Here is a 25,122-nt window from a genome sequence, read left to right on the forward strand (position 1 = left end):
TGCAACGCGCGTCCCGTTCCTGGCCGATTCCCCGACCGATCCGCATTGCGCGCCCGCGCGATGACGGAACGCGCGATGCGCTGCCGGATACCCGCGTCGCCTGCGCCGCGCGCGCGTCGGTATGAACCCTGATGAGCCGCATGCGGGGAATGCAAATCGCTTCGCATGCCTAATCCCGGCCGGCACATGCCCGCGTCGGCGGTGCGCGGAGCCTCAGTGCAAATCCCGATGAATGCACTGCATCAACGGCGCGACAATGCGCGCAGCAGGCAGCGTGCGCCGTTCGATCCGGATCGTCGGCGCACCGGTATCGAGCTCGGGGGCAACCCTCATTCGGCTGAGGGAATCGTGGCCGCTCGCGCGAGATTGGGAGTGTGGCGCGTCACATCGGATGGAAGCGGGCATGATTCTCGGCGACACGATTCTGGAGACGCACGGGCTCACCAAGGAGTTCCGGGGATTCACGGCCGTGAGCGGCGTGAACCTGCGCGTGCGGCGCGGCTCGATCCATGCGCTGATCGGCCCGAACGGCGCCGGCAAGACCACCTGCTTCAATCTGCTGACCAAATTCCTGCGGCCCACCGCCGGCGAGATCGTCTACAACGGTATCGACATCACGCGCGAGCGGCCCGCGCAGATCGCGCGGCGCGGCATCATCCGTTCGTTCCAGATCTCCGCGGTATTCCCGCATCTCACGGCGCTGCAAAACGTGCGCGTCGGCCTGCAGCGCAGCCTGCGCAGCGAGTTCCATTTCTGGCGCAGCGCCCGCACGCTGCGCCGTCTCGACGATCGCGCGATGGATCTGCTGACCCAGGTCGGCCTGACCGATTTCGCGCACGTGCCGACGGTCGAGCTCGCCTACGGCCGCAAGCGCGCGCTCGAGATCGCCACCACGCTCGCGATGGAGCCCGAACTGATGCTGCTCGACGAACCGACCCAGGGCATGGGCCATGAGGATGTCGATCGCGTGACGGCGCTGATCCGCAAGGTATCGAGCGGACGCACGATCCTGATGGTCGAGCACAACATGAACGTGATCGCCGGCATCTCCGACACGATCACCGTCCTGCAGCGCGGCGAGGTGCTGGCCGAAGGTTCGTATGCCGAAGTATCGAAGAATCCGCTCGTGATCGAGGCCTACATGGGGAGCGCGGGAGCGCACCGATGAGCGGCGGCGAGCGGATGGAACCGGAACCGGGCGGCCTGCAGCGGACCACCGCCGCGCTGAACACGGCGCGGGCCGCGGCCGACGTGCCGGCGCTCGCGATCTCCGAGCTGGAAGCCTGGTACGGCGAGTCCCACATACTGCACGGCGTGGACCTGCGCGTGGCGCGCGGCGAGGTGGTCACGCTGCTCGGCCGCAACGGCGCGGGCCGCACCACCACGCTGCGCGCGATCATGGGCCTGACCGGCCGGCGGCGCGGCTCGATCCGCCTCGGCGGACGCGAGACGATCGGGCTGGCCACGCACCGCATCGCGCGCAGCGGCGTCGGCTATTGCCCCGAGGAGCGTGGCATCTTCGCGAGCCTGTCGTGCGAGGAGAACCTGCTGCTGCCGCCCGCCGTCGGCGCGCGCGAGCACGCGATGTCGCTCGACGAGATCTACGCGCTGTTCCCGAACCTCGCCACGCGCCGGCACAGCCAGGGCACGCGGCTCTCGGGCGGCGAGCAGCAGATGCTCGCGGTCGCGCGGATCCTGCGTACCGGCGCGAACCTGCTGCTGCTCGACGAGATCTCCGAGGGCCTCGCGCCGGTGATCGTGCAGACGCTCGCGCGCATGATCGTCGCGCTGAAGGCGCGCGGCTACACCATCGTGATGGTCGAGCAGAACTTCCGTTTCGCCGCGCCGCTCGCCGACCGCTTCTACGTGATGGAGCACGGCCGCGTCGTCGAGCACTTCGGCGCGTCGGAACTCGACGGCAAGATGCCGGTGCTGCACGCGCTGCTCGGCGTCTGAGCGCGCCACGCGAACGGCCCGCCGACGGCGCCCGCCGGACGACACGACGACATAACCACAACGCAGCACCTCAGGAGACGTCAATGAAACTGAAGATCCTTGCGCGCGCGTGCTTCGGCGCCGCGCTTGCGGTTGCCGCCGTCGCGGCCGCTCCGGCGCAGGCGGCCGGCGATGTCGTGAAGATCGGCTTCATCACCGATCTGTCCGGGCTGTATACCGATATCGACGGCCCCGGCGGCATCGAGGCGATCCGCATGGCGATCGCCGACTTCGGCGGCAAGGTCAACGGCAAGCCGATCGAGTTCGTCTACGCCGATCACCAGAACAAGGCCGACATCGCCGCCTCGAAGGCGCGCGAATGGATGGATCGCGACGGGCTCGACCTGCTGGTAGGCGGCACCAATTCGGCCACCGCGCTGTCGATGAACCAGGTGGCGGCCGAGAAGAAGCGCGTCTACATCAACATCGGCGCCGGCGCGGACAACCTCACCAACGAGCAATGCACGCCGTACACGATCCACTATGCCTACGACACGATGGCGCTCGCCAAGGGCACCGGCTCGGCCGTCACGAAGCAGGGCGGCAAGACCTGGTTCTTCCTGACCGCCGACTACGCGTTCGGCAAGGCGCTCGAGAAGAACACCTCCGACGTCGTGAAAGCCAACGGCGGCCAGGTGCTCTGCGCGGTGCGCCACCCGTTGTCGGCCTCGGATTTCTCGTCGTTCCTGCTGCAGGCGCAGGCCTCGAAGGCGCAGATCCTCGGCCTCGCCAACGCGGGCGGCGACACCATCAACTCGATCAAGGCCGCCAGGGAATTCGGCATCACCAGGACCATGAAGCTGGCCGCGCTGCTGGCGTTCATCTCCGACATCCACAGCCTGGGCCTGGAGACGACCCAGGGCCTCGTGCTGACCGACAGCTGGTACTGGAACCGCGACGACGCCTCGCGCAAGTGGGCGCAGCGCTTCTTCGCGAAGACCAGGAAGATGCCGACCAGCCTGCAGGCGGCCGATTATTCCTCGGTCACGACTTATTTGAAGGCGGTGCAGGCGGTGGGCTCGACCGATGCCGACAAGGTGATGGCGCAGCTGAAGAAGCAGAAGATCGACGACTTCTACGCGAAGGGCTACGTGCGCGCGGACGGCAGCATGATCCACGATATGTATCTGATGGAGGTGAAGAAGCCGTCCGAATCGAAGGAACCGTGGGATTACTACAAGGTTCTCGCGACGATTCCGGGCGAGCAGGCGTTCGCGACCAAACAGGAATCGCGCTGCGCGTCGTGGAAATGAGCTGAATCCGTTCCCGCGCGGCGCTGCACGGCGCCGGTGTCCCGCCCGCGGCGGTGAGCCGGTGCCGCGCGCCGCGCACCCTCTTCAGACGGCAGGTTCGATGGACATCTTTGGCATTCCGTTGTCGGCAATGCTGAGCCAGTTGCTGCTCGGCCTCGTCAACGGCTCGTTCTACGCGATCCTGAGCCTCGGGCTCGCGGTGATCTTCGGGCTGCTCAACGTGATCAACTTCGCGCACGGCGCGCTGTTCATGCTCGGCGCGATGCTCGCGTGGATGGGGCTCAACTATTTCTCGCTGCCGTACTGGGCGATGCTCGTGATCGCGCCGCTCGTCACCGGGTTGTTCGGCATCCTGATCGAGCGGACCATGCTGCGCTGGCTGTACCGGCTCGATCATCTGTACGGGCTGCTGCTGACGTTCGGCATCACGCTCGTCGTGGAGGGCGTGTTCCGCTCGATCTACGGCGCGTCGGGCCAGCCCTACGACGTGCCCGCGCTGCTGGCCGGCGCGACCGACCTCGGCTTCATGTACCTGCCGAACTATCGCGCCTGGGTGGTGGTGGCGTCGCTTGCGGTCTGCCTCGTCACCTGGTTCGTGATCGAGAGGACGCGGCTCGGCGCCTACCTGCGCGCCGGCACCGAGAACCCGAAGCTGGTGGAGGCGTTCGGGGTGAACGTGCCGCTGATGATCACGCTCACCTACGGCTTCGGCGTGGCGCTGGCCGCGTTCGCGGGCGTGCTGGCCGCGCCGGTGATCCAGGTCTCGCCGCTGATGGGGCAGCCGATGATCATCACCGTGTTCGCCGTGGTCGTGATCGGCGGAATGGGCTCGATCCTCGGCTCGATCGTCACGGGCCTGCTGCTCGGCGTGATCGAGGGTTTCATGCGCGTGTTTTATCCGGAGGCGTCCGCGACCGTGGTGTTCGTGATCATGGCGCTGGTGCTGCTGGTGCGTCCGGCGGGCCTGTTCGGCAAGGAACGATGATGCAGAGAAACGTGCTCTATGGTGTGCTGCTGGCCGGCCTCGCGGTCGCGCCGTTCGCGGGCGCCTATCCGCTGTTCGTGATGAAGGTGATGTGTTTCGCGCTGTTCGCGGCCGCGTTCAACCTGCTGATCGGCTATACGGGGCTGCTGTCGTTCGGCCATGCGATGTTCCTCGCCACGGCCGGCTACGTGACCGGCTACGCGATTCAGACGCTCGGCGTCGCGCCCGAGCTGGGCGTGCTGGCCGGTACCGCGGCGGCGGCGGCGGTAGGGCTGGTGGTGGGGCTGTTCGCGATCCGCCGGCAGGGGATCTACTTCGCGATGATCACGCTCGCGTTTGCGCAGATGGTCTATTTCGTCTATCTGCAGGCGCCGTTCACGCATGGCGAGGACGGCCTGCAGGGCGTGCCGCGCGGGAGCCTGTTCGGGCTGCTCGACCTGTCGCCGGACCTGACGCTCTACTACGTGATCCTGGTGGCCGTGGTGCTGGCCGCGCTGTTGATCGTGCGGATCGTGCACTCGCCGTTCGGCCAGGTGCTGGTCGCGATCAAGGAGAACGAGCCGCGCGCGATCTCGCTCGGCTACGACACCGACCGCTTCAAGCTGCTCGCGTTCGTGCTGTCCGCGGCGCTGGCCGGGCTGGCCGGCTCGCTGAAGGTGCTCGTGCTTGGCTTCGAGACACTCGGCGACGCGTACTGGACGATGTCGGGCCTCGTGATCCTGATGACGCTGGTGGGTGGGATGGGCACGCTGTTCGGGCCGCTGCTCGGCGCGGCGCTGATCGTGCTGCTCGAGGAGCGGCTCGGTGATATCGGCACCTGGCTGGCCTCGGTGACGGGCGTGGAATGGTTTCGCTCGCTCGGCGAATCGACCTCGATCGTCACCGGGCTGATCTTCATCGCCTGCGTGCTCGCATTCCGGCGCGGCATCGTCGGCGAGATCGTCGCGCGAGTGAAATCGTTGCGTGCTTCGTCGTGATGCGCAGCGGCAAAGCGTGGGACGAGGCGGGGGGACAACTGCCGGCAACTGGCGGCGAATGCCGGTCAATTCACCGGTTCCTCGCCTGATTTTGTGCCCAATTTTCGTGCGGCGATGCACCATAGGGGTAAATGCTAGGTTGTCGCATACCCGGCGGTTGTTTAATCTTCGTCTCAGTTCTGATGCACCGCGAAACGAATTTTGCAGGTGGAGAACGAGGAGACAATCGAGGCACAAAGTGCCCGGCCCCAAAGCGCTGTTGGACGGAATCCAACAGCGCTTTTTCATTTTCGGCGCTCGCCGGGTGGTCTTTTGGCGGTTTTTCTGTTTTACGCCGGCCTGCAATGGGCGGGTGGTTGGTCCGTGGTTTGTTTCCCTTTTCTGGTCTGGTCTGACATCGCTTGGGTTTGGCGATGTGGGGTTGCGCGCGCGCGTGGAATAGCTTTGGGTGCGTGGAGCGGATGGAAGACGGATTGGGATCCATGGGCGATCGTTACGCGTATGGTGTGAGTGCGGGAGGGCCGCGACGGGCGTCGAGAGGGCCGTAGCAGGGCGCCTGGGAGGTCGTTTGATCGATTGCGTGCGTGATGGTTATCGACGCGTTGGTGAGGCTGATTGCCGGGGAAGTTTGTCAGTGCCGCTGAGGCGCTGCCATTCCATTTGGGGCTTGTGGCCGCGTCATGCGTCGAAGAGGAATTGGCGGTTGCCAGCGGCTTCGCGAAAGTAGGTGTTCGCGATATCGAAGAACCGGCTGCGGTCTTTTTGTCAGCCATACTGCCGGCTCGGTGAATGCGACTCAGAGGATGCCGGAGTTGGACGGAGATGGTGCCGCCGTTATTCGAAAGCTTCGTTGAGCTCGGCGCTCGATTGGACAACAGGACGACGCATGGCGAGATGGAGCGGCAGTACCGGATGACGGAAGGCAAGGCCGGCCATCGATGTACGTCAGCTCGAACGCTCGGGTGTTGCGCACGATTCGTTCGTCTGCAGCCTCTTCCTTCCGAACCACGCTAAGCCCGCGAGTCATCGATCCCCTTCATCCCGCTTGCGATGGCTTGCCTGTCTCTGCGCTGAGTCGGTTAGCACGATGGTTTCACGTGAAACCACCTATCCACATGAAATCAAGGTCCCGATGGGATCATTCATGGAGCGGTGTGTCGAAGCATTCCGATGGTCCAGCGACCGATGATCTTCCTCACGCGTCGGACCCAAATCCGCTTCCAACCGCCAGACCGACCGCATTAGTGTTGGAAAAAAGTGGCGTGTTTCACGTGAAACACGCGGTTTTTATCGGCTGTCCGTTCGGTCGATATTCGGGCCAAAAGCGAACCCGCTATAATTCGGCCCATACTTCTCTCTCAGGTTCGCGCTCGTTCTGACGCGAAATCAGCAATGCTTTATCCCACTGAATTTGACGTGATCGTCGTCGGCGGCGGTCACGCCGGTACGGAAGCCGCTTTGGCCGCCGCCCGCATGGGCGTGAAAACGCTGCTGCTGACGCACAACATCGAAACGCTCGGACAGATGAGCTGCAACCCGTCGATCGGCGGGATCGGCAAGGGCCATCTGGTGAAAGAGGTCGATGCGCTGGGTGGTGCGATGGCGATCGCCACCGACGAGGCCGGCATCCAGTTCCGGATCCTCAACTCGTCGAAGGGGCCGGCCGTGCGTGCCACGCGCGCGCAGGCTGACCGTCTGCTATATAAGCAGGCGATCCGCAGCCGCCTCGAAAACCAGCCGAACCTCTGGCTGTTCCAGCAAGCCGTGGACGACCTGATCGTCGAGGGCGAGCGCGTGGTCGGCGCGGTCACGCAGATTGGCATCCGCTTCCTGGCTCGTGCAGTCGTGCTGACTGCCGGCACGTTCCTCGACGGCAAGATCCACGTCGGCCTGAACAACCACACGGGTGGGCGGGCGGGGGATCCGGCGGCCGTGTCGCTGTCCGCGCGCCTGAAGGAGCTGAAGCTGCCGCAAGGCCGGCTCAAGACCGGGACGCCGCCGCGCATCGACGGCCGCTCGATCGACTTCTCCAAGCTCGAGGAACAGCCGGGCGACCTCGACCCGATCCCGGTGTTCTCGTTCCTCGGCCGCGTCGAACAACACCCGCGGCAGATGCCGTGCTGGGTCACGCACACGAACGAGCAGACGCACGACATCATCCGCAGCGGCCTCGATCGTTCGCCGATGTACACCGGCGTGATCGAAGGCGTCGGCCCGCGTTATTGCCCGTCGATCGAGGACAAGATCCACCGCTTCGCCTCGAAGGATTCGCATCAGATCTTCCTCGAGCCGGAAGGGCTGACCACGAATGAGTTCTACCCGAATGGGATCTCGACCAGCCTGCCGTTCGACGTGCAGCTCGATCTCGTTCATTCGATGCGTGGCCTGGAACATGCGCACATCCTGCGCCCCGGCTATGCGATCGAATACGACTACTTCGACCCGCGCGGCCTGAAGGCTTCGCTGGAAACGAAGGTGATCGAGGGCCTGTTCTTCGCCGGGCAAATCAACGGCACGACCGGCTACGAGGAAGCGGCGGCGCAAGGCCTGCTTGCCGGGATCAACGCTGGCCGCTATGCACAGGACAAGGAAGCATGGTGTCCGCGCCGTGACCAAGCCTATCTCGGCGTGCTCGTCGACGATCTGGTCACACGCGGCGTGTCCGAGCCGTACCGGATGTTCACGAGCCGTGCCGAATATCGCCTGAGCCTGCGCGAAGACAACGCCGACATGCGCCTGACCGAAGTCGGCCGTGAACTCGGCGTCGTCGACGATGCGCGTTGGGACGCGTTCAGCCGCAAGCGCGACGCTGTTTCACGTGAAACAGAGCGGCTACGTTCTACTTGGGTGACGCCGAGGACGCTGCCGGTGGAAGAGGCGACGGCCCTGCTCGGCAAGGCAATCGATCATGAATACAGCCTGGCCGAATTGCTGCGCCGTCCCGGCGTCAGCTACGCGGGTGTCTGCGGCTTGCGCGGCGGCGAGTGCGGCCCGACCGAGCCGCTGGCCGATGATCCGGTGCTGCTGGCCCAGATCGAGGAGCAGATCGAGATCGGCATCAAGTACCAGGGCTACATCGAGCGCCAGGCCGGCGAAATCGAGCGCAACGGCGCGCACGAGAATACGCGCCTGCCGGACGGTATCGATTACGCCGAGGTGCGCGGATTGTCGTTCGAGGCACGTCAGAAGCTGAACCAGCATCGTCCGGAGACGATTGGACAGGCATCGCGGATCTCGGGCATCACGCCGGCGGCGATTTCGCTGCTGATGGTTCATCTGAAGCGCGGCCTCGGCCGGCGCGGCACGACGTCGGCGACGACGGGCGAAGCGGGGGGCAGCAACGTCCCGACGCAGCAATGACGGGGCGGCATCCGATGGCGGGTGCGTCCCGCGAGGCACTGCATGCGTTGCTGGCCGACGGCCTCGATTCGCTCGGGCTCAAGCTCGACGAGGCGCAGGTGGCAAAGCTGCTCGATTACGTTGCGCTGCTCGGCAAATGGAACGCGGTCTACAACCTGACCGCGATCCGCGACCCGCGGCAGATGCTGATCCAGCACATTCTCGATTCGCTGTCGATCGTCCCGCACCTGAGTTCGCTCGACGCGGCCACCCAGGCGCTCGACGTCGGTTCGGGTGGCGGCCTGCCGGGTATCGTGCTCGCGATCGTGTTTCCGGGTTGGCAGGTCACGCTGAACGACATCGTCCACAAGAAGTCGGCGTTCCAGACGCAGGCGAAGGCGGAGCTGAAGCTCGCAAACCTGTCGGTCGTCACGGGCCGCGTCGAGATGCTGCGCCCCGGCCACGAAGTGCCGGGACAGTTCGACGTGATCGTCTCGCGCGCGTTCGCTGACCTGGCCGATTTCGTGTCGCTGGCTCGCCATCTGGTGGCGCCGGGCGGGGCGATCTGGGCGATGAAGGGCGTGCGTCCCGACGATGAAATCGCGCGATTGCCCGAAGGTTCGCAGGTTCGCCGGACGATCCGCCTCGCGGTGCCGGCGCTCGACGCGGAGCGGCATCTGATCGAAGTCGGCGTTGCCGAAGCACAGTGAAATGAGACGCGGGTTTCGCGTCCAACGGTTTTAGAAAGAGGGACAAACCAACGATGGCAAAAATCTTCTGCGTGGCCAACCAGAAGGGGGGCGTCGGCAAGACGACGACGACGGTCAATCTCGCCGCGAGCCTCGCTGCCCAGGCGCAGCGCGTGTTGCTGATCGATCTGGACCCGCAGGGCAATGCCACGATGGGCAGCGGCATCGACAAGGCAGCCTGCGAATCGACCGTCTACGAAGTGCTCGTCGATGGCGTCGATATCGAGCAGGCGCGCGTGCGTCCCGAGGCGCTCGCCTACGACGTGCTGCCGGCCAACCGCGAACTCGCGGGTGCCGAGATCGAACTGGTCGAGGTAGAGAATCGCGAGCGCCAGCTGAAGGCCGCGATCGACAAGATCGCCGACCAATACGACTTCGTGCTGATCGATTGCCCGCCGGCGCTGTCGCTGCTGACGCTGAACGGCCTGTGTGCGGCGCACGGCGTGGTGATCCCGATGCAATGCGAGTATTTCGCGCTGGAGGGGCTGTCCGATCTGGTCAACACCATCAAGCAGATCCACGCGAACCTGAACCGCGAGCTGAAGGTGATCGGCCTGCTGCGCGTGATGTTCGATCCGCGCATCACGCTGCAGCAGCAGGTGTCGGACCAGTTGAAGGCGCACTTCGGCGACAAGGTGTTCGATGCGGTGATCCCGCGCAACGTGCGTCTGGCCGAAGCGCCGAGCTACGGGCTGCCGGGCGTGGTGTTCGATCGCGCCTCGCGCGGCGCGCAGGCCTACCTGCAGTTCGGCGCGGAGATGATCGAGCGGGTGCGCGCGCTGTGAGCGCCGTGGGTTCCGGGCTAGCGAACGAGGGAATGCGATGAATGCGGTAGCGAAGAAGAAGGGGCTGGGGCGCGGGCTCGAAGCCTTGCTCGGCGGCAGCGCCGACATCACCGAGGCGGTGAAGATCGAGGGTGCGCCGAACACGCTCGCGCTCGACCGGCTGCAGGCCGGCAAGTACCAGCCGCGCACGCGGATGGACGAGGGCGCACTGCAGGAACTGGCCGCGAGCATTCGCGCACAGGGCGTGATGCAGCCGATCCTGGTGCGGCCGGTCGGTGCCGACCGGTTCGAGATCATCGCCGGCGAGCGGCGCTTCCGGGCCGCGCGGCTGGCCGGGCTGACCGAGGTGCCGGTGCTCGTCAGGCAGGTGACGGACCAGGCCGCCGCGGCGATGGCGCTGATCGAGAACATCCAGCGCGAGGACCTAAATCCGCTCGAAGAGGCGCACGGCATCCAGCGCCTGCTCGACGAGTTCAACTTCACGCACGAGCAGGCCGCCGAGTCGGTCGGCCGCTCGCGCAGCGCGGTCTCGAACCTGCTGCGCCTGCTGAATCTGGCCGCGCCGGTGCAGACCATGCTGCTGGCCGGCGATCTCGACATGGGCCACGCACGCGCGCTGCTCGCCGTGGATGCGGCGACGCAGATCACGCTCGCGCATCAGGTCGTCAACAAGCGGCTGTCGGTGCGCGAGACCGAGAAGCTGGTCGCGCAGACCACCAAGGAAGCGCCGGCGCTGAAGGCGAAGTCGAAGGACGACGGCGGCCGCGATACGCGGCGCCTGGAAGAGGAACTGTCCGACATGCTCGCCTCGAACGTGAAGATCAAGCTGGGCCGCCGCGGGCGAGGGCAGCTGACGATCGACTTCGGCGACCTCGACGCGCTCGAGGGTATTCTCGTGCGGTTGCGCGGCAACGTCGCAGCCTGAGGCGAGGGCAACCATGGCGGAACTGAGCGGGAGGAGCGCCCCCCGGCGGTGGCTTGCGTTCGTCGCGAGCGAGCCGGTGCTGTCGATCCTCGTGGTCGCGCTGGTCGCGCTGCAGGTCGCGCGGCCGCAGCCGGTGGCTGCGCTCGCGCGGCTCGTCGATTGGCAGACGGTGGCGACGCTGGCCGGCCTGTTGATGGTGACGAAGGCGCTCGAGATGTCGGGCTTCCTGATGTGGCTCGCGCACCGGATCGTCCAGCACGTGCGCACCGAGCGCTCGCTCGCGATGCTGCTGATCGTGTTCGCCGCCGTGCTCGCCACCTGGCTCACCAACGACGTGGCGCTGTTCGTCGCGGTGCCGCTCGTCGTCTCGCTGCAGAAGCTCGCGCCGCTGCCGTTCAAGCGGCTCGTGATCTGCCTCGCGATCGCGGTCAACGCCGGTTCGATCGCGACGCCGCTCGGCAATCCGCAGAACCTGTTTCTCTGGCAGCGCAGTGGTGCGTCATTTGGTCGCTTCATCCTCGAGCTCGGCCCGCTCGCGCTGATGACGATGGCGATGCTGCTCTTGCTGGCAGCTTGCTGGTTCCGTTCAAAACCCCTCGATTTTTCCGGCGATCGCGAGCCGCATCCGGTGCGCCGGCCGCTCGCGATCGCGGCCGCGCTGCTGTTCGCCGGTTTCGTGGCGGCGGCCGACGCGCACTACGCGGTGCCGGGCGTGATCGTGGTCGCCGTGATGCTCGGCGTGCTCCGGCGCGAGGCGGTGCTGCGCATCGACTGGCTGCTGCTGCTGATCTTCGTGCTGATGTTCGTGGTGCTGCGCGGCGCGGCGGCGCTGCCCGTGGTCCACGGCACGCTTGCGAGGCTCGGCCTGGACGCGCCGCTGCGCCTCTACACGGCGGGCGCGGTGCTGTCGCAGGGCATCAGCAACGTGCCGGCGGCGATCCTGCTCTCGGAGTTCAGCGGCGACTGGCGCGCGCTCGCGTTCGGCGTGAGCGTCGGCGGCTTCGGCTTCGCGATCGGCTCGCTCGCGAACCTGATCGCGGTGCGGCTCGCGAAGACGCCCGGCATCTGGCTGCCGTTCCACCTCGTCAGCGTGCCGTTCGGCCTCGCCGCGTTCGCGGCGGGCGCCGCCTGGCTGCGCTGGTTCTAGCGGGCTTCGGGTCGTGCCGGCGCCCGCGCGAGCCGGATCGAAACGCGTTTGAAAGGCGGGACGGAAACAGACCTTACAACTGTTGTCTGCCGTCGAAAATTCACGCGATTTTGTTCTACTCGGACGTCGTTTCCGTCGTGTTTTTGTCTCGTGCAAAACCTTGAATCGCCTGCGGGTATCGCTTACAATCGCTCGGATTTGTTAGCACGGCAGCCCTGAAAGCTTATGGAAAGCTGACGGGAAGAAAGGCGAATTTGCGGAAGATTGCGATGGCGGGTCAAGCGCCGAAAGACAGGCACGACGATCACCATGCGCAGCAGGTCGCTGCCGCGCAGCGGCACGGCTCCCCGGCGGCGGATGACGGCTGGGATGCCGCGCAGCAGGATAACCTTATCGTTCCGCTCACGCGGGCCGAGGCGCAGGCGCTGTTCGGTCCCGAGGTGAGTCGGCCATCTCGCGTCACCCCGTTTCGGGTGGTGATCGCGCAAGTGGCCTTGTCCCTGGTTGCAACGCTGGCGTGGTGGCTGTTTTCGAAGTCGCCGGGCGCCGCTGCGCAATCCGCGTTCATGGGCGGAGCGATCGGCTGGGTACCGAGTGCGGTGTTTGCGGCGAGACTGAGATTCGGCGGTGCGAACACCGTGATGGGCTGGATGTTCGGCGAGGCGCTGAAGCTGGGCGTGACGATCGCGATGTTCACCGCGGTGGCGCTCCGGTTTCCGGATGTGCATTGGGTGCCGTTGCTGGCCACCTACCTCGTCGCGCTGAAAACCTACTGGCTCGCTCTGGCCTGGCGGTAAAGCATACTGCAGCAAAACGGCTGTCGAATTCCGAATTGACATGGGCGTCAGTATCGCAGTTCGACCCGAGGTTGCGCTCGCGTGTTCCCGCAACAATTTGTTGCGGCAATGCGTAAAACAACGATTTTCGACAATTTGGGTGGCATTAACGACTATGGCAGCTAGCGAAGGCACGCACGCTCTGGATCCGTCCGAGTACATTGCGCACCACTTGCAGAACTTCACCTCCTCGCATCAGACGTCGATCGTCGACTTCCATGTGTGGAATCTCGATACGCTGTTCTGGTCGATCGTCTGTGGCCTCGTCACCATCCTGGTGCTGCGCCTGGCCGCTCGCAAGGCCACGCCGGGCGTGCCCGGCCGCTTCCAGTGCCTGATCGAGATGGTCGTCGAGATGGTCGAGGATCAATCGAAGGCCGTGGTCCACGGCAATCGCACCTTCATCGCGCCGCTCGCCCTGACCGTGTTCGTCTGGGTGCTGCTGATGAACTCCCTCGACTTCCTGCCGGTGGATCTGCCGGGCCGCGTGATCGACCTGATCGGACTGTCGGGCGTGATCCCGCATCACCGCATCGTCCCCACCGCCGACCTGAACGGCACGCTCGGCATCGCGCTCGGCGTGTTCGTGCTGATGATCTACTACAGCATCAAGATCAAGGGCCCGGGCGGCTTCGTGCATGAGCTGCTGTCGGCGCCGTTCGGCGCGCATCCGCTGCTGTGGATTCCGAACCTCGCGCTGAACATCGTCGAGTACGTCGCCAAGACGGTGTCGCTCGGCATGCGGCTGTTCGGCAACATGTACGCCGGTGAACTGGTGTTCCTGCTGATCGCCCTGCTCGGCAGCATGTGGAGCTTCGGCGGCGACGCGACGGTGCTCGGCTTCGTCGGTCACGTGATCGCGGGCAGCATCTGGGCAATCTTCCACATCCTGATTGTGCTGTTGCAGGCGTTCATCTTCATGATGCTGACGCTGGTGTATCTCGGTCAGGCGCACGAGAAGCACTGAGCGCGCCGGACCCACGAGTCTTCGTTTTTCGTTTTTTAAATCTCTAGTTCCCAGTCTTTTCACATAGGAGTGATCATGCAAGCTTTCATCGCCAACATCCAGGGTCTGACCGCCATCGGTATCGGCATCATCATCGGCCTGGGTGCCGTCGGCGCCTGTATCGGTATCGGCCTGATGGGCGGCAAGTACATCGAAGCCTGCGCACGTCAGCCTGAACTGATCAACCCCCTGCAAACGAAGATGTTCCTGCTGGCCGGCCTGATCGACGCTGCATTCCTGATCGGCGTGGGCGTGGCGATGCTGTTCGCGTTCGCGAACCCGCTCCTGTCGAAGCTCGCAGGCTAAGGTTCCCCGGAAATGTTGCGCCCGCACCGAAGGTGAGGGGCGCAGGGCGGAACGGAGACCGGGCGCTGATCGGCTGCAATCGATGAGCGCCTTACCGTTTCATTTTCCCGGAATAGCAGACTAAGGAAACACCGTGAATCTCAACGCAACCCTGTTTGCGCAGCTGGTCGTGTTCCTGATCCTCGCGTGGTTCACGATGAAGTTCGTGTGGCCGCCGCTGATCAATGCACTCGACGAGCGCGCGAAGAAGATCGCCGACGGCCTGGCCGCAGCGGAAAAGGGCAAGGCGGAACTCGAGGCCGCGCACCAGCGCGCCGACCAGGAACTCGCGCAAGCCCGCACCGACGGCCAGCAACGTATCGCCGACGCTGAAAAGCGCGCGCTCGCCGTGGCGGAAGAAATCAAGGCGAACGCGCAGGCCGAAGCGGCCCGCATCATCGCGCAAGCCAAGGCCGACGCCGAACAGCAAGTCGTGAAGGCCCGTGAAGCGCTGCGTGCCGACGTCGCCACGCTCGCCGTCAAGGGCGCCGAACAGATCCTGAAGCGCGAAGTCGACCAGACGGCCCATGCCGAACTGCTGAATCAACTGAAAGCCGAGCTCTGATCATGGCCGAATTTGCAACCATCGCCCGCCCTTACGCAGAAGCGCTGTTCCGCGTGGCCGAGGCTGGTGACGTCGCCGCCTGGTCCACGCTCGTCGAGGCGCTGGCCCAGGTTGCGCAACTGCCCGAAGTGAAGTCTGTCGCGTCGAGCCCGAAGGTGGCCCGCGAGCAGATCGTCGAGCTGCTGCTCGCCGCGGTGAAGTTGCCGCTGGCGGACAGCGCGGAAGCGAAGAACTTCGTGCGGATGCTGGTCGACAATCACCGCATCGTGCTGCTGCCGGAAATCGCCGTGCAATTCGACGAACTGAAGAACGCGCGCGAAGGCGCCGCCGACGTGCAGATCGTCAGCGCGTTCCCGCTCGAGGGCGCGCAGCTCGCCGAGCTCGTCGCGGGTCTCGAACGCAAGTTCGGGCGCAAGCTGAAGGCCGCCGTCGAGATCGACGCGTCGCTGATCGGCGGCGTGCGCGTGACGGTCGGCGACGAAGTGCTCGATACCTCGGTGCGCGCGCGGCTGGCCAGCATGCAGGCTGCCTTGACGGCCTGAGCGCCGCTGCCGGCAACAGAATTGAACATCAGGAGCGAATATGCAACTCAATCCCTCTGAGATCAGCGAGCTGATCAAGAGCCGGATCCAGGGCCTTGAAGCGAGCGCGGACGTTCGCAACCAGGGCACCGTGATCTCCGTGACGGACGGCATCGTGCGCATCCACGGCCTGTCGGACGTGATGCAGGGCGAAATGCTCGAATTTCCGGGCAACACGTTCGGCCTCGCGCTGAACCTCGAGCGCGACTCGGTCGGCGCCGTGATTCTCGGCGACTACGGCCACATCTCGGAAGGCGACATCGTCAAGACGACGGGCCGCATTCTCGAAGTGCCGGTCGGTCCGGAACTGATCGGCCGCGTGGTCGATGCGCTCGGCAACCCGATCGACGGCAAGGGCCCCGTGAACGCGAAGGCGACCGACGCGATCGAGAAGATCGCCCCGGGCGTGATCTGGCGTCATGGCGTGTCGCAGCCGGTGCAGACGGGCGTCAAGTCGATCGACGCGATGGTGCCGATCGGCCGCGGCCAGCGCGAGCTGATCATCGGCGACCGCCAGACGGGCAAGACCGCCGTCGCGCTCGACACGATCATCAATCAGAAGGGCAAGGACCTCATCTGCATCTACGTCGCGATCGGCCAGAAGGCTTCGTCGATCATGAACGTGGTGCGCAAGCTCGAGGAAACCGGCGCGATGGAATACACCATCGTCGTGTCGGCCTCGGCCTCGGATTCGGCCGCGATGCAGTACCTCGCGCCGTATGCGGGCTGCTCGATGGGCGAATACTTCCGCGATCGCGGCCAGGACGCGCTGATCATCTATGACGATCTGACCAAGCAGGCCTGGGCCTACCGCCAGATCTCGCTGCTGCTGCGCCGCCCGCCGGGCCGCGAGGCGTATCCGGGTGACGTGTTCTATCTGCACTCGCGTCTGCTCGAGCGCGCCGCGCGCGTGTCGGCCGAGTACGTCGAGAAGTTCACGAACGGCGAAGTCAAGGGCAAGACGGGTTCGCTGACGGCGCTGCCGATCATCGAAACGCAGGCCGGCGACGTCACGGCCTTCGTGCCGACCAACGTGATCTCGATCACCGACGGCCAGATCTTCCTGGAAACCGACCTGTTCAACGCGGGCATCCGTCCGGCGATCAACGCCGGCGTGTCGGTGTCGCGAGTCGGTGGCGCCGCGCAGACCAACGTCGTCAAGAAGCTCTCGGGCGGCATCCGTACCGACCTCGCGCAGTACCGCGAGCTCGCCGCGTTCGCCCAGTTCGCCTCGGACCTCGACGCCGCGACGCGCAAGCAGCTCGAACGCGGCCGCCGCGTGACGGAACTGCTGAAGCAGCCGCAGTACCAGCCGCTGCAGGTGTGGGAACTCGCCGTCGCGCTGTTCTCGGCGAACAACGGCTATCTCGACGACGTCGACGTCAAGGACGTCCTCGCATTCGAGAAGGGCCTGCGCGAGTACCTGAAGGCCAGCCACGCCGAGCTCATCAAGCGTATCGAAGACACCAAGGCTTTGTCGAAGGAAGACGACGGCGCGCTGCACGAAGCGCTGAAGTCCTTCAAGAAGTCGGGCGCCTATTGATCCGCGAGGGACACCCTGAAGCGGTGCGGCGCGCGTAGCGCCGTGCCGCTTCGGTCAAGGAGCAAGCAATGGCTGGAATGAAGGAAATTCGCGGCAAGATCAAGAGCGTGCAGAACACGCGCAAGATCACCAAGGCGATGGAGATGGTCGCGGCATCGAAGATGCGCCGCGCGCAGGAACGCATGCGCGCAGCCCGTCCGTATGCCGACAAGGTCCGCGCGATCGCCGCGCACATGAGCCGCGCGAACCCCGAGTACCGCCACCCGTTCATGGTGGCGAACGACAAGGCGAAGACGGCGGGCCTGATCCTCGTGACGACCGACAAGGGTCTGTGCGGCGGCCTGAACACCAACGTGCTGCGCGCGACGGTGAACAAGCTGAAGGAACTCGAGAAGCAGGGCCAGAAGTTCGAAGCCACCGCGATCGGCGGCAAGGGCCTCGGCTTCCTGAACCGCTTCGGCGGCAAGGTGATCTCGCAGGTCGTCCAGCTCGGCGACACGCCGCACCTCGACAAGCTGATCGGCGCCGTGAAGGTCCAGCTCGACCTGTACTCGGAAGGCAAGCTGTCCGCCGTGTACATCGCCTACACGCGCTTCATCAACACGATGAAGCAGGAAGCGGTGATCGAGCAGCTGCTGCCGCTCGCGGCCGATCACTTCGAGAACGGCGCGGACGGCACGCCCTCGACCTCGTGGGACTACATCTACGAGCCGGATGCGCAGGCGGTGGTCGACGAGCTGCTGGTGCGCTACGTCGAGGCGCTCGTCTATCAGGCCGTGGCGGAAAACATGGCGTCCGAGCAATCGGCGCGAATGGTCGCGATGAAGGCTGCGTCCGACAATGCGAAGACCGTGATCAGCGAGCTTCAGCTGTCGTACAACAAGAGCCGGCAGGCCGCGATCACGAAGGAGCTGTCGGAGATCGTCGGCGGTGCCGCCGCGGTGTAAGCCGCCGCGCGACCGTTGCCTCGAAACTGCGCCCTTGCGCGAGTCAAGAATCAGGTATTGAAAGGAAAAGCGATGAGTACTACTGCTTTGGTAGAAGGCAAGATCGTACAGTGCATCGGCGCCGTTATCGACGTGGAATTCCCGCGTGACGGCATGCCGAAGATCTACGACGCGCTGACGCTGGAAGGTTCGGAGCTGACGCTCGAAGTCCAGCAGCAGCTTGGTGACGGCATCGTCCGCACCATCTGTCTGGGCGCCTCCGACGGCCTGCGCCGCGGCGTGCTGGTGAAGAACACCGGCAAGCCGATCTCGGTGCCGGTCGGCAAGCCGACCCTCGGCCGCATCATGGACGTGCTCGGCCGTCCGATCGACGAAGCCGGTCCGATCGAGAGCGAACATCAGCGCTCGATCCACCAGAAGGCGCCGGCGTTCGACGAGCTGTCGCCGTCGACCGAGCTGCTCGAAACGGGCATCAAGGTGATCGACCTGGTCTGCCCGTTCGCAAAGGGCGGCAAGGTCGGCCTGTTCGGCGGCGCCGGCGTCGGCAAGACCGTCAACATGATGGAGCTGATCAACAACATCGCGAAGGAGCACGGCGGCTACTCCGTGTTCGCGGGCGTGGGCGAGCGAACCCGTGAAGGGAACGACTTCTACCACGAAATGAAGGACTCGAACGTGCTCGACAAGGTCGCGCTCGTGTACGGTCAGATGAACGAGCCGCCGGGCAACCGTCTGCGCGTCGCGCTGACCGGTCTGACGATGGCCGAGCACTTCCGTGACGAAGGCCTCGACGTGCTGTTCTTCGTCGACAACATCTACCGTTTCACGCTGGCCGGTACCGAAGTGTCGGCACTGCTGGGCCGGATGCCGTCGGCGGTGGGTTATCAGCCGACGCTGGCCGAGGAAATGGGCAAGCTGCAGGAGCGCATCACGTCGACCAAGACCGGCTCGATCACGTCCGTGCAGGCCGTGTACGTTCCTGCGGATGACTTGACCGACCCGTCGCCGGCCACCACCTTCGGCCACCTGGACGCCACCGTCGTGCTGTCGCGTGACATCGCCTCGCTGGGTATCTACCCGGCCGTCGATCCGCTCGACTCGACCTCGCGCCAGATCGACCCGAACGTGATCGGCGAAGAGCACTACACGATCACGCGCGGCGTGCAGCAGACGCTGCAGCGCTACAAGGAACTGCGCGACATCATCGCGATTCTGGGCATGGACGAACTGTCGCCGGAAGACAAGCTGACGGTCGCTCGCGCCCGGAAGATCCAGCGTTTCCTGTCGCAGCCGTTCCACGTCGCGGAAGTGTTCACGGGCGCGCCGGGCAAGTACGTGCCGCTGAAGGAAACCATCCGCGGCTTCAAGATGATCGTCGGCGGCGAGTGTGATCACCTGCCGGAACAGGCGTTCTACATGGTCGGCACGATCGACGAAGCCTTCGAGAAGGCCAAGAAGATCCAGTAAGGGTGAAGTGAGTCGCTTGCGCGGGCAGGCGTCGGGGCGGATCGCGACAGGCGCGCGGTCGATCCCGGCGCCGCCCGCGCGACACGCAACACGCTCAACCCGCCGTGCATGGGACGGGGCGAGACGCTCAGGCGCCGCGCTTCGTCGACAGGAGTCGATATGGCAACCATCAAAGTAGACGTCGTCAGCGCGGAAGAGGAAATCTTCTCGGGCCAGGCGAAGTTCGTCGCGCTGCCGGGCGAATCGGGTGAGCTGGGCATTCTGCCCGGCCACACGCCGCTCATTACCCGGATTCGTCCGGGCGCGGTGCGCATCGAGTCCGAAGCCGGCGCCGACGAGTTCGTGTTCGTCGCCGGCGGCATTCTCGAAGTGCAGCCGGGCGCGGTCACCGTGCTCGCCGACACCGCGATCCGCGGCCGCGACCTCGACGCCGCCAAGGCCGAGGAAGCGAAGCGTCGCGCCGAGGAAACGCTGCAGAACGCGAAGTCGGACATCGATCTCGCCAAGGCGCAGTCGGAACTCGCGACCGCGATGGCGCAGCTCGAGGCGATCCAGCGTCTCGCGAAGATCCGCAGCAAGAACTGACGCACGCCGGTGCTCCGCGCGCCGGCAGGAAGAAGCAGCCTTCGGGCTGCTTTTTTTTCGCCCGTGCATCCCGGTGCCGATCTCCGCGCACATCCCGGCCGCGCCGCGAAGCTTGTCGCGCATCGTCCTGCCCGCGCTAACCCCGATGTCGGGCGCGGGGCGGCCGGTGCAGAATGGGCCGCTGATCCTGCGCGCGTGGAGACGGCATGGCGACGATGGCGGCGGCAACGACGGCGACGATGGACGAGGGGACGGACAGTGCCGACGGCGCGCGGACCGCGCCGCGCGACGGCCTCTCGTATGTGCGCGGCGCGACCGACGTGCCGCTCAGCCACGCGACCGTCGGCGCGTTCCTGGCCGACACGATCGCACGCTTTCCCGACCGCCCGGCCGTGGTGTTCCGCGAGCAGGGCGTGCGCTGGAGCTGGCGCGAGTTCGGCGACGAGGTCGATGCGCTGGCCGCCGCGCTGGTCGCGCTCGGCATCGCGCCGGGCGAGCGCGTCGGGATCTGGGCGCCGAACCGCGTCGAATGGCTGCTCACGCAGTTCGCCACCGCGCGGATCGGCGCGATCCTCGTCAACATCAATCCCGCCTACCGGCTCGCCGAGCTCGACTACGCGCTGAACCAGGTCGGCTGCAAGGTGCTGATCGCGGCCGAGTCGTTCAAGTCCTCGCAATACACGCAGATGCTGCGCACGCTGCTGCCCGAGCTGGACAGCCAGACGCCGGGCGCGCTGCGCTGCGCGCGGGTGCCGTCGTTGCGCGCGATCGTGTCGATGAGCGCGCAGGCGCCGGCCGGCATGTTCCGCTTCGACGAGGTGCTGGCGCAGGGCCGCGCGCAGCGCACGCGGGCGGCGCTCGACGTGCTCGGCGCCGGGCTCGCGCAGACCGATCCGATCAACATCCAGTTCACGAGCGGCACCACCGGCAGCCCGAAGGGTGCCACGCTCACCCATCGCAACATCGTCAACAACGCGATCGCGATCGCCCACGTGATGCATCTGACCGAGCAGGACGGGCTCTGCATTCCGGTGCCGCTCTATCACTGCTTCGGGATGGTGCTGGCGGCGCTGGCCTGCGTGTCGGTGGGCGCGAAGATGGTGTTCCCGGGCGCCGCGTTCGATCCGCTCGCGACGCTCGAGGCCGTGCAGGCCGAACGCTGCACCGCGCTGCACGGCGTGCCGACCATGTTCATCGCCGAGCTCGACCATCCCGAGTTCGGCCGCTTCGACCTGTCTACGCTGCGCACCGGCATCATGGCCGGCTCGCCGTGCCCGATCGAGACCATGAAGCGCGTGGTGGCCGAGATGCACATGACCGAGGTCACGATCGCCTATGGCATGACGGAGACGAGCCCGGTCTCGTTCCAGAGCACCACCACCGACTCGCTCGAGAAGCGCACCACCACGGTGGGCCGGATCCAGCCGCATCTCGAGGCGAAGATCATCGACGCGGCGGGCGCGATCGTGCCGGTGGGCGAGACGGGCGAACTCTGCACGCGCGGCTATTCGGTGATGTCGGGCTACTGGTGCGACGGCGCGGGAGACGGCGGCGACGCGCTCACGCGCGCGGCGATCGTCGACGGCTGGATGCATACGGGCGACCTCGCCACGTTCGACGAGCAGGGCTTCTGCAATATCGTCGGGCGCCTGAAGGACATGCTGATTCGCGGCGGCGAGAACATCTATCCGCGCGAGATCGAGGAATTCCTGTTCCGCCATCCGAAGATCCAGAGCGCGCAGGTGTTCGGCGTGCCCGATGCGAAATACGGCGAGGAGGTGTGCGCGTGGGTGGTGCTGCGCGCCGGCGAGACGCTCGACGCGGAGGGTCTGCGCGAGTTCTGCCGCGGGCAGATCGCGCACTACAAGGTGCCGCGCTACGTGCGCTTCGTGGAGGCGCTGCCGATGACCGTGACGGGCAAGGTGCAGAAGTTCGTGATGCGCGAGGCGATGATCGACGAACTCGGGCTGGCGGTGCAGAAAACGGCCTGAAAATGCCGGTTGCGTTTTCTGCGGACGAAAAAAAGCGGGCTTAAGAGCCCGCTAAAAACCACACGCTACGGGGTTAGCGCGAGGAGACCAAAGGTGGAACGCAATCGGCGTGGGCCGATCACGATTCCAACAGGGATGCCCCTGATAAGGGATTCGGCGCAAGGCCGACGGACTATTCAAAGTGCACCGCATCCGCTCACACGCCGCACTGGAAAGACCACATCCGTGTTGAAACCGTGAGAGCCATTGTGGGCGAATTGCGAAAGTAGCGCGGTAACAAAGTGTATCAGGTTGTAACGCCCGCCAGATAAGGCTCCGCGGGATTTTTTACCCCTCTGGCGGGGGGCTCCGGGCGTCATTTTTACCGTATTTTCCTGACCGCTTTTTGTGTTCGATTATGCCCTCTCGTGCGATGCGCCTTATTTGACGAAAGTTATGATTTCATGCGTTTCGATATTGCATCATTTGTCGGATCGAAACAATTGAATTAAGTGATGACGTGATTAAGGATGCGCCGGCGGGTAATCGCGCGACGGCGTGGTCGGGCGGTCGGACCAATTCGATCGCAATGGTGAGGGTTCGGCCGGCGACGGGCCGCCGAATTTGCCGGCCGGCGGCCGCGGCGCGGTCAAGCAACGGCGTGCCGCGGGGCGCCGCCCGGTCGCGGTTTGCCAGGCCGCCGGACGCCGCCGCGCGGGGCTGCCGCGGCTCATTTCAGCCACTTGTCCGTAATGGACTGAAATTCGCCGGTTTCGCGCGCGAGATGCAGCCACTGATCGACGTACTGCTGGAACACCACGTCGCCGCGCGGCAGCATGTAGGCCTTCTCGCCGAACTGGAACGGCTGGTCGGGATGGACCGAGCAGAGCCCCGGGTTGAGCTTCTGCTGCCACAGAGTTTCGGACGCGTCGGTCACCATCACGTCCGCGTGGCCGTCGAGGATCTGCCGGAAGATCGTCACGTTGTCGGGATGGACCGTGAGGTTCGCATGCGACAGGAATTGCCGCGCGAAGCGCTCGTTGGTGCCGCCCGGGTTCACGATCACGCGCGTCGAGGGCTGGTCGATCTGCGCGACGGTGCGATAGCGGTCGACGTCGGCGCACCGCACGATCGGCGTCTTGCCGTCCTGCAGGGTCGGCCGCGTGAAGAACGCACGCTTCTGGCGGTCGAGCGTGGTCGAGATGCCGCCGACCGCGACGTCGCACTTCGCGATGAAGTCGTCGGTCAGCGCGCGCCAGCTGGTCTTGACGAACTCGGCCTGCACGCCGAGCGAGCGCGCGAGCGACTCGGCCAGGTCGATGTCGATGCCCTCGAAGTGGCCGTCGGGCCGGTAGTAGGAGTAGGGGCGATAGTCGCCGGTGGTGCAGACGCGCAGCGTGCCGCGCGCCAGCACCGCGTCGAGCCGCGAGGCAGGCGCGGCGGCGCCGGTGGTGCGGGTGGCTTCGGTCGCGTCCGCGGCCAGTGCCGGTGCCGATGGCGAGCCGAAGACTGCGGCGCCAGCCAGCACGAGCGCGGCGGCCGGCGCCGCGAGGAACGGGCGCGGCGCCCGAGCCGGGCGATGCAGGCGGCGCGCATGACGCGCGTGGTGGACGAGGCGTTGGAAGCGGGCGGACGGCATCGAGGTCTCCGGAGGACCGGCCGCGCCGGCCGGTTCGATGGATGTCGGGATCAGGGCGGCAGGCGAGGCCGCCGGCCCGTGATGATAGCGGCGCGCGGGCATGGCGGGGCCGCCCGGCGCGACGCGCGCTCGCGGTTCCGGGCGGCGGCTCCGGTAGAATGCCCGTTTGCTCACGCTCCGTCGCTCCCCATCGTGGCTCATAACCTGCTCAACGACACCTTCCTGCGCGCGCTGCTGCGCCAGCCGACCGACTACACGCCGATCTGGCTGATGCGCCAGGCGGGCCGTTATCTGCCGGAGTACAACGCCACGCGCTCGCGCGCCGGCAGCTTCCTCAGGCTCGCGAAGAACCCGGCCTATGCGACGGAAGTGACGCTGCAGCCGCTCGAACGCTATCCGCTCGACGCGGCGATCCTGTTCTCCGACATCCTGACGATCCCCGACGCGATGGGGCTCGGCCTCGAGTTCCAGGCCGGCGAGGGGCCGAAGTTCGCGCATCCGGTGCGCACCGAGGCCGACGTCGCGCGGCTCGCGGTGCCCGACATCGGCGCGACGCTCGGCTACGTGATCGACGCGGTGCGCGAGATCCGCCGCGCGCTGACCGACGCGCAGGGTCGCCAGCGCGTGCCGTTGATCGGCTTCTCGGGCAGCCCGTGGACGCTCGCCTGCTACATGGTGGAAGGCGGCGGCTCCGACGATTTCCGCACCGTGAAGTCGATGGCCTACGCGCGGCCCGACCTGATGCAGCGCATCCTCGACGTGAACGTCGACGCGGTGGCCGCCTACCTCAACGCGCAGATCGAAGCGGGCGCACAGGCCGTGATGATCTTCGACACCTGGGGCGGCGCGCTGGCCGACGGCGCCTACCAGCGGCTCTCGCTCGACCCGATCCGCCGCGTCGTCGCGCAGCTCGAGCGCGAGCACGACGGCGAGCGCGTGCCGGTGATCACCTTCACCAAGGGCGGCGGGCTCTGGCTGGAAGAAATCGCCGGCAGCGGCGTGGACGCGGTCGGCCTCGACTGGACCGTCAACCTCGGCCGCGCACGCGAGCGTGTGGGCGGCAGCGTGGCGCTGCAGGGGAACATCGATCCGTCGATCCTGTTCGCGCCGCCGGCGACGATCCGCATGGAAGCGCGCGCGGTGCTCGACAGCTACGGCAACCACCCGGGCCATGTGTTCAACCTCGGCCACGGGATCTCGCAGTTCACGCCGCCCGAGCACGTCGCGGAACTCGTCGACGAGGTGCATCGCCACAGCAGGACGCTGCGCGCCGGCGCGCTGGGCTGAGCGGTCACTGTCGGCGCGATGCTGCATTGCAGCGGCGACGGCCGGCGCGCGCCGCGGGCCGGGAGGCCGGCGAGCCGCCATCGGGGGCGTCACCGCCCGCCGATTGGCACTTCCCGGCTTGTCAAGACTTGACTTATGCACATTTTGCACGTTGCGGCGCGGTAGAGCGCCACATCAACAAACTGCTCACGCTATT

The 25,122-nt window shown here is 66.0% G+C and carries 22 protein-coding genes; 21 read left to right on the forward strand and 1 reads right to left on the reverse strand.

Annotation, left to right across the window (positions count from 1 at the left end; genetic code table 11):
* The first annotated feature begins 403 nt into the window (after positions 1 to 403).
* From BpN12_RS14810 to BpN12_RS14905, 20 genes are all read left to right on the forward strand, one after another.
* Entirely contained in the window at positions 404 to 1,168 is a 765-nt protein-coding gene (locus BpN12_RS14810) for an ABC transporter ATP-binding protein (protein WP_246796346.1), read from the forward strand.
* A complete protein-coding gene (locus BpN12_RS14815) occupies positions 1,165 to 1,956 on the forward strand; it encodes an ABC transporter ATP-binding protein (protein WP_246796347.1) in 792 nt (263 codons plus the stop codon). Before BpN12_RS14810 ends, BpN12_RS14815 begins: the two co-directional genes overlap by 4 nt.
* An 83-nt stretch (positions 1,957 to 2,039) precedes the next feature.
* Positions 2,040 to 3,248: an ABC transporter substrate-binding protein gene (locus BpN12_RS14820; RefSeq protein ID WP_246796348.1), complete on the forward strand. Its 1,209-nt coding sequence runs from the start codon at positions 2,040 to 2,042 to the stop codon at positions 3,246 to 3,248.
* Between the two features lie 100 nt (positions 3,249 to 3,348).
* A complete protein-coding gene (locus BpN12_RS14825; RefSeq protein WP_246796349.1) occupies positions 3,349 to 4,233 on the forward strand; it encodes a branched-chain amino acid ABC transporter permease in 885 nt (294 codons plus the stop codon).
* The gene (locus BpN12_RS14830) at positions 4,233 to 5,210 is read left to right on the forward strand and encodes a branched-chain amino acid ABC transporter permease (protein ID WP_246797910.1); all 978 of its coding nucleotides are present in this window, start codon (positions 4,233 to 4,235) and stop codon (positions 5,208 to 5,210) included. The genes BpN12_RS14825 and BpN12_RS14830 overlap by 1 nt, the downstream gene beginning before the upstream one ends.
* Positions 5,211 to 6,602: 1,392 nt before the next feature.
* Positions 6,603 to 8,570, forward strand: a complete 1,968-nt coding sequence (gene mnmG / locus BpN12_RS14835; RefSeq protein WP_246796350.1) for a tRNA uridine-5-carboxymethylaminomethyl(34) synthesis enzyme MnmG — start codon at positions 6,603 to 6,605, stop codon at positions 8,568 to 8,570.
* A complete protein-coding gene (rsmG, locus tag BpN12_RS14840; RefSeq protein WP_246796351.1) occupies positions 8,567 to 9,259 on the forward strand; it encodes a 16S rRNA (guanine(527)-N(7))-methyltransferase RsmG in 693 nt (230 codons plus the stop codon). Before mnmG ends, rsmG begins: the two co-directional genes overlap by 4 nt.
* Before the next feature lie 53 nt (positions 9,260 to 9,312).
* Positions 9,313 to 10,083 (forward strand): ParA family protein, encoded by a 771-nt coding sequence (locus tag BpN12_RS14845; RefSeq protein ID WP_246796352.1) that lies wholly within the window; start codon positions 9,313 to 9,315, stop codon positions 10,081 to 10,083.
* Between the two features lie 37 nt (positions 10,084 to 10,120).
* Positions 10,121 to 11,008: a ParB/RepB/Spo0J family partition protein gene (locus tag BpN12_RS14850; protein WP_055137838.1), complete on the forward strand. Its 888-nt coding sequence runs from the start codon at positions 10,121 to 10,123 to the stop codon at positions 11,006 to 11,008.
* 13 nt (positions 11,009 to 11,021) lie between these two features.
* Positions 11,022 to 12,155 carry an SLC13 family permease gene (locus BpN12_RS14855; RefSeq protein WP_246796353.1) on the forward strand — a complete coding sequence of 378 codons (1,134 nt, stop codon included), beginning with the start codon at positions 11,022 to 11,024 and terminating at the stop codon, positions 12,153 to 12,155.
* Positions 12,156 to 12,424: 269 nt separating this feature from the next.
* Positions 12,425 to 12,952 carry an ATP synthase subunit I gene (locus tag BpN12_RS14860; protein ID WP_246796354.1) on the forward strand — a complete coding sequence of 176 codons (528 nt, stop codon included), beginning with the start codon at positions 12,425 to 12,427 and terminating at the stop codon, positions 12,950 to 12,952.
* A 154-nt stretch (positions 12,953 to 13,106) separates the two neighbouring features.
* Positions 13,107 to 13,958, forward strand: coding sequence for a F0F1 ATP synthase subunit A (atpB, locus tag BpN12_RS14865; RefSeq protein ID WP_246796355.1), 852 nt, complete (start codon positions 13,107 to 13,109; stop codon positions 13,956 to 13,958).
* Between the two features lie 75 nt (positions 13,959 to 14,033).
* Entirely contained in the window at positions 14,034 to 14,303 is a 270-nt protein-coding gene (gene atpE / locus BpN12_RS14870; protein WP_013696170.1) for a F0F1 ATP synthase subunit C, read from the forward strand.
* 133 nt (positions 14,304 to 14,436) lie between these two features.
* Positions 14,437 to 14,907: a F0F1 ATP synthase subunit B gene (locus BpN12_RS14875; protein ID WP_042623488.1), complete on the forward strand. Its 471-nt coding sequence runs from the start codon at positions 14,437 to 14,439 to the stop codon at positions 14,905 to 14,907.
* 2 nt (positions 14,908 to 14,909) lie between these two features.
* Positions 14,910 to 15,449, forward strand: coding sequence for a F0F1 ATP synthase subunit delta (locus tag BpN12_RS14880; RefSeq protein WP_246796356.1), 540 nt, complete (start codon positions 14,910 to 14,912; stop codon positions 15,447 to 15,449).
* A gap of 40 nt (positions 15,450 to 15,489) precedes the next feature.
* On the forward strand, positions 15,490 to 17,031 hold the full coding sequence (gene atpA, locus BpN12_RS14885) for a F0F1 ATP synthase subunit alpha (protein WP_042623490.1): 1,542 nt from the start codon (positions 15,490 to 15,492) through the stop codon (positions 17,029 to 17,031).
* Positions 17,032 to 17,099: 68 nt separating this feature from the next.
* Positions 17,100 to 17,978, forward strand: coding sequence for a F0F1 ATP synthase subunit gamma (gene atpG / locus BpN12_RS14890; RefSeq protein WP_246796357.1), 879 nt, complete (start codon positions 17,100 to 17,102; stop codon positions 17,976 to 17,978).
* Between the two features lie 72 nt (positions 17,979 to 18,050).
* Positions 18,051 to 19,445 (forward strand): F0F1 ATP synthase subunit beta, encoded by a 1,395-nt coding sequence (gene atpD / locus BpN12_RS14895; RefSeq protein ID WP_198250656.1) that lies wholly within the window; start codon positions 18,051 to 18,053, stop codon positions 19,443 to 19,445.
* Positions 19,446 to 19,604: 159 nt separating this feature from the next.
* Positions 19,605 to 20,030: a F0F1 ATP synthase subunit epsilon gene (locus BpN12_RS14900; protein WP_012734182.1), complete on the forward strand. Its 426-nt coding sequence runs from the start codon at positions 19,605 to 19,607 to the stop codon at positions 20,028 to 20,030.
* A 239-nt stretch (positions 20,031 to 20,269) separates the two neighbouring features.
* Complete coding sequence (locus BpN12_RS14905) at positions 20,270 to 22,021, forward strand: AMP-binding protein (RefSeq protein WP_246797911.1); 1,752 nt, start codon at positions 20,270 to 20,272, stop codon at positions 22,019 to 22,021.
* A 709-nt stretch (positions 22,022 to 22,730) separates the two neighbouring features.
* On the opposite strand, the gene BpN12_RS14910 is transcribed toward BpN12_RS14905, so the two are convergent.
* Positions 22,731 to 23,525, reverse strand: coding sequence for a transporter substrate-binding domain-containing protein (locus BpN12_RS14910; protein ID WP_246797912.1), 795 nt, complete (start codon positions 23,523 to 23,525; stop codon positions 22,731 to 22,733).
* 306 nt (positions 23,526 to 23,831) lie between these two features.
* Between BpN12_RS14910 and hemE the strand changes: the two genes are divergently transcribed.
* Positions 23,832 to 24,926 carry a uroporphyrinogen decarboxylase gene (gene hemE, locus BpN12_RS14915; protein WP_246796358.1) on the forward strand — a complete coding sequence of 365 codons (1,095 nt, stop codon included), beginning with the start codon at positions 23,832 to 23,834 and terminating at the stop codon, positions 24,924 to 24,926.
* The last annotated feature ends 196 nt before the right edge of the window (positions 24,927 to 25,122 follow it).

The sequence above is a fragment of the Burkholderia perseverans genome, assembly GCF_022870505.1.
Classification (GTDB): Bacteria; Pseudomonadota; Gammaproteobacteria; order Burkholderiales; family Burkholderiaceae; genus Burkholderia; species Burkholderia plantarii.

What these genes read in the sequence shown, in the direction of transcription:
- BpN12_RS14810 (WP_246796346.1), top strand. Translation starts at nt 404, where the DNA reads ATGATTCTCGGCGACACGATTCTGGAGACGCACGGGCTCACCAAGGAG.
- BpN12_RS14815 (WP_246796347.1), top strand. Translation starts at nt 1,165, where the DNA reads ATGAGCGGCGGCGAGCGGATGGAACCGGAACCGGGCGGCCTGCAGCGG.
- BpN12_RS14820 (WP_246796348.1), top strand. Translation starts at nt 2,040, where the DNA reads ATGAAACTGAAGATCCTTGCGCGCGCGTGCTTCGGCGCCGCGCTTGCG.
- BpN12_RS14825 (WP_246796349.1), top strand. Translation starts at nt 3,349, where the DNA reads ATGGACATCTTTGGCATTCCGTTGTCGGCAATGCTGAGCCAGTTGCTG.
- BpN12_RS14830 (WP_246797910.1), top strand. Translation starts at nt 4,233, where the DNA reads ATGCAGAGAAACGTGCTCTATGGTGTGCTGCTGGCCGGCCTCGCGGTC.
- mnmG (WP_246796350.1), top strand. Translation starts at nt 6,603, where the DNA reads ATGCTTTATCCCACTGAATTTGACGTGATCGTCGTCGGCGGCGGTCAC.
- rsmG (WP_246796351.1), top strand. Translation starts at nt 8,567, where the DNA reads ATGACGGGGCGGCATCCGATGGCGGGTGCGTCCCGCGAGGCACTGCAT.
- BpN12_RS14845 (WP_246796352.1), top strand. Translation starts at nt 9,313, where the DNA reads ATGGCAAAAATCTTCTGCGTGGCCAACCAGAAGGGGGGCGTCGGCAAG.
- BpN12_RS14850 (WP_055137838.1), top strand. Translation starts at nt 10,121, where the DNA reads ATGAATGCGGTAGCGAAGAAGAAGGGGCTGGGGCGCGGGCTCGAAGCC.
- BpN12_RS14855 (WP_246796353.1), top strand. Translation starts at nt 11,022, where the DNA reads ATGGCGGAACTGAGCGGGAGGAGCGCCCCCCGGCGGTGGCTTGCGTTC.
- BpN12_RS14860 (WP_246796354.1), top strand. Translation starts at nt 12,425, where the DNA reads ATGGCGGGTCAAGCGCCGAAAGACAGGCACGACGATCACCATGCGCAG.
- atpB (WP_246796355.1), top strand. Translation starts at nt 13,107, where the DNA reads ATGGCAGCTAGCGAAGGCACGCACGCTCTGGATCCGTCCGAGTACATT.
- atpE (WP_013696170.1), top strand. Translation starts at nt 14,034, where the DNA reads ATGCAAGCTTTCATCGCCAACATCCAGGGTCTGACCGCCATCGGTATC.
- BpN12_RS14880 (WP_246796356.1), top strand. Translation starts at nt 14,910, where the DNA reads ATGGCCGAATTTGCAACCATCGCCCGCCCTTACGCAGAAGCGCTGTTC.
- atpA (WP_042623490.1), top strand. Translation starts at nt 15,490, where the DNA reads ATGCAACTCAATCCCTCTGAGATCAGCGAGCTGATCAAGAGCCGGATC.
- atpG (WP_246796357.1), top strand. Translation starts at nt 17,100, where the DNA reads ATGGCTGGAATGAAGGAAATTCGCGGCAAGATCAAGAGCGTGCAGAAC.
- atpD (WP_198250656.1), top strand. Translation starts at nt 18,051, where the DNA reads ATGAGTACTACTGCTTTGGTAGAAGGCAAGATCGTACAGTGCATCGGC.
- BpN12_RS14900 (WP_012734182.1), top strand. Translation starts at nt 19,605, where the DNA reads ATGGCAACCATCAAAGTAGACGTCGTCAGCGCGGAAGAGGAAATCTTC.
- BpN12_RS14905 (WP_246797911.1), top strand. Translation starts at nt 20,270, where the DNA reads ATGGACGAGGGGACGGACAGTGCCGACGGCGCGCGGACCGCGCCGCGC.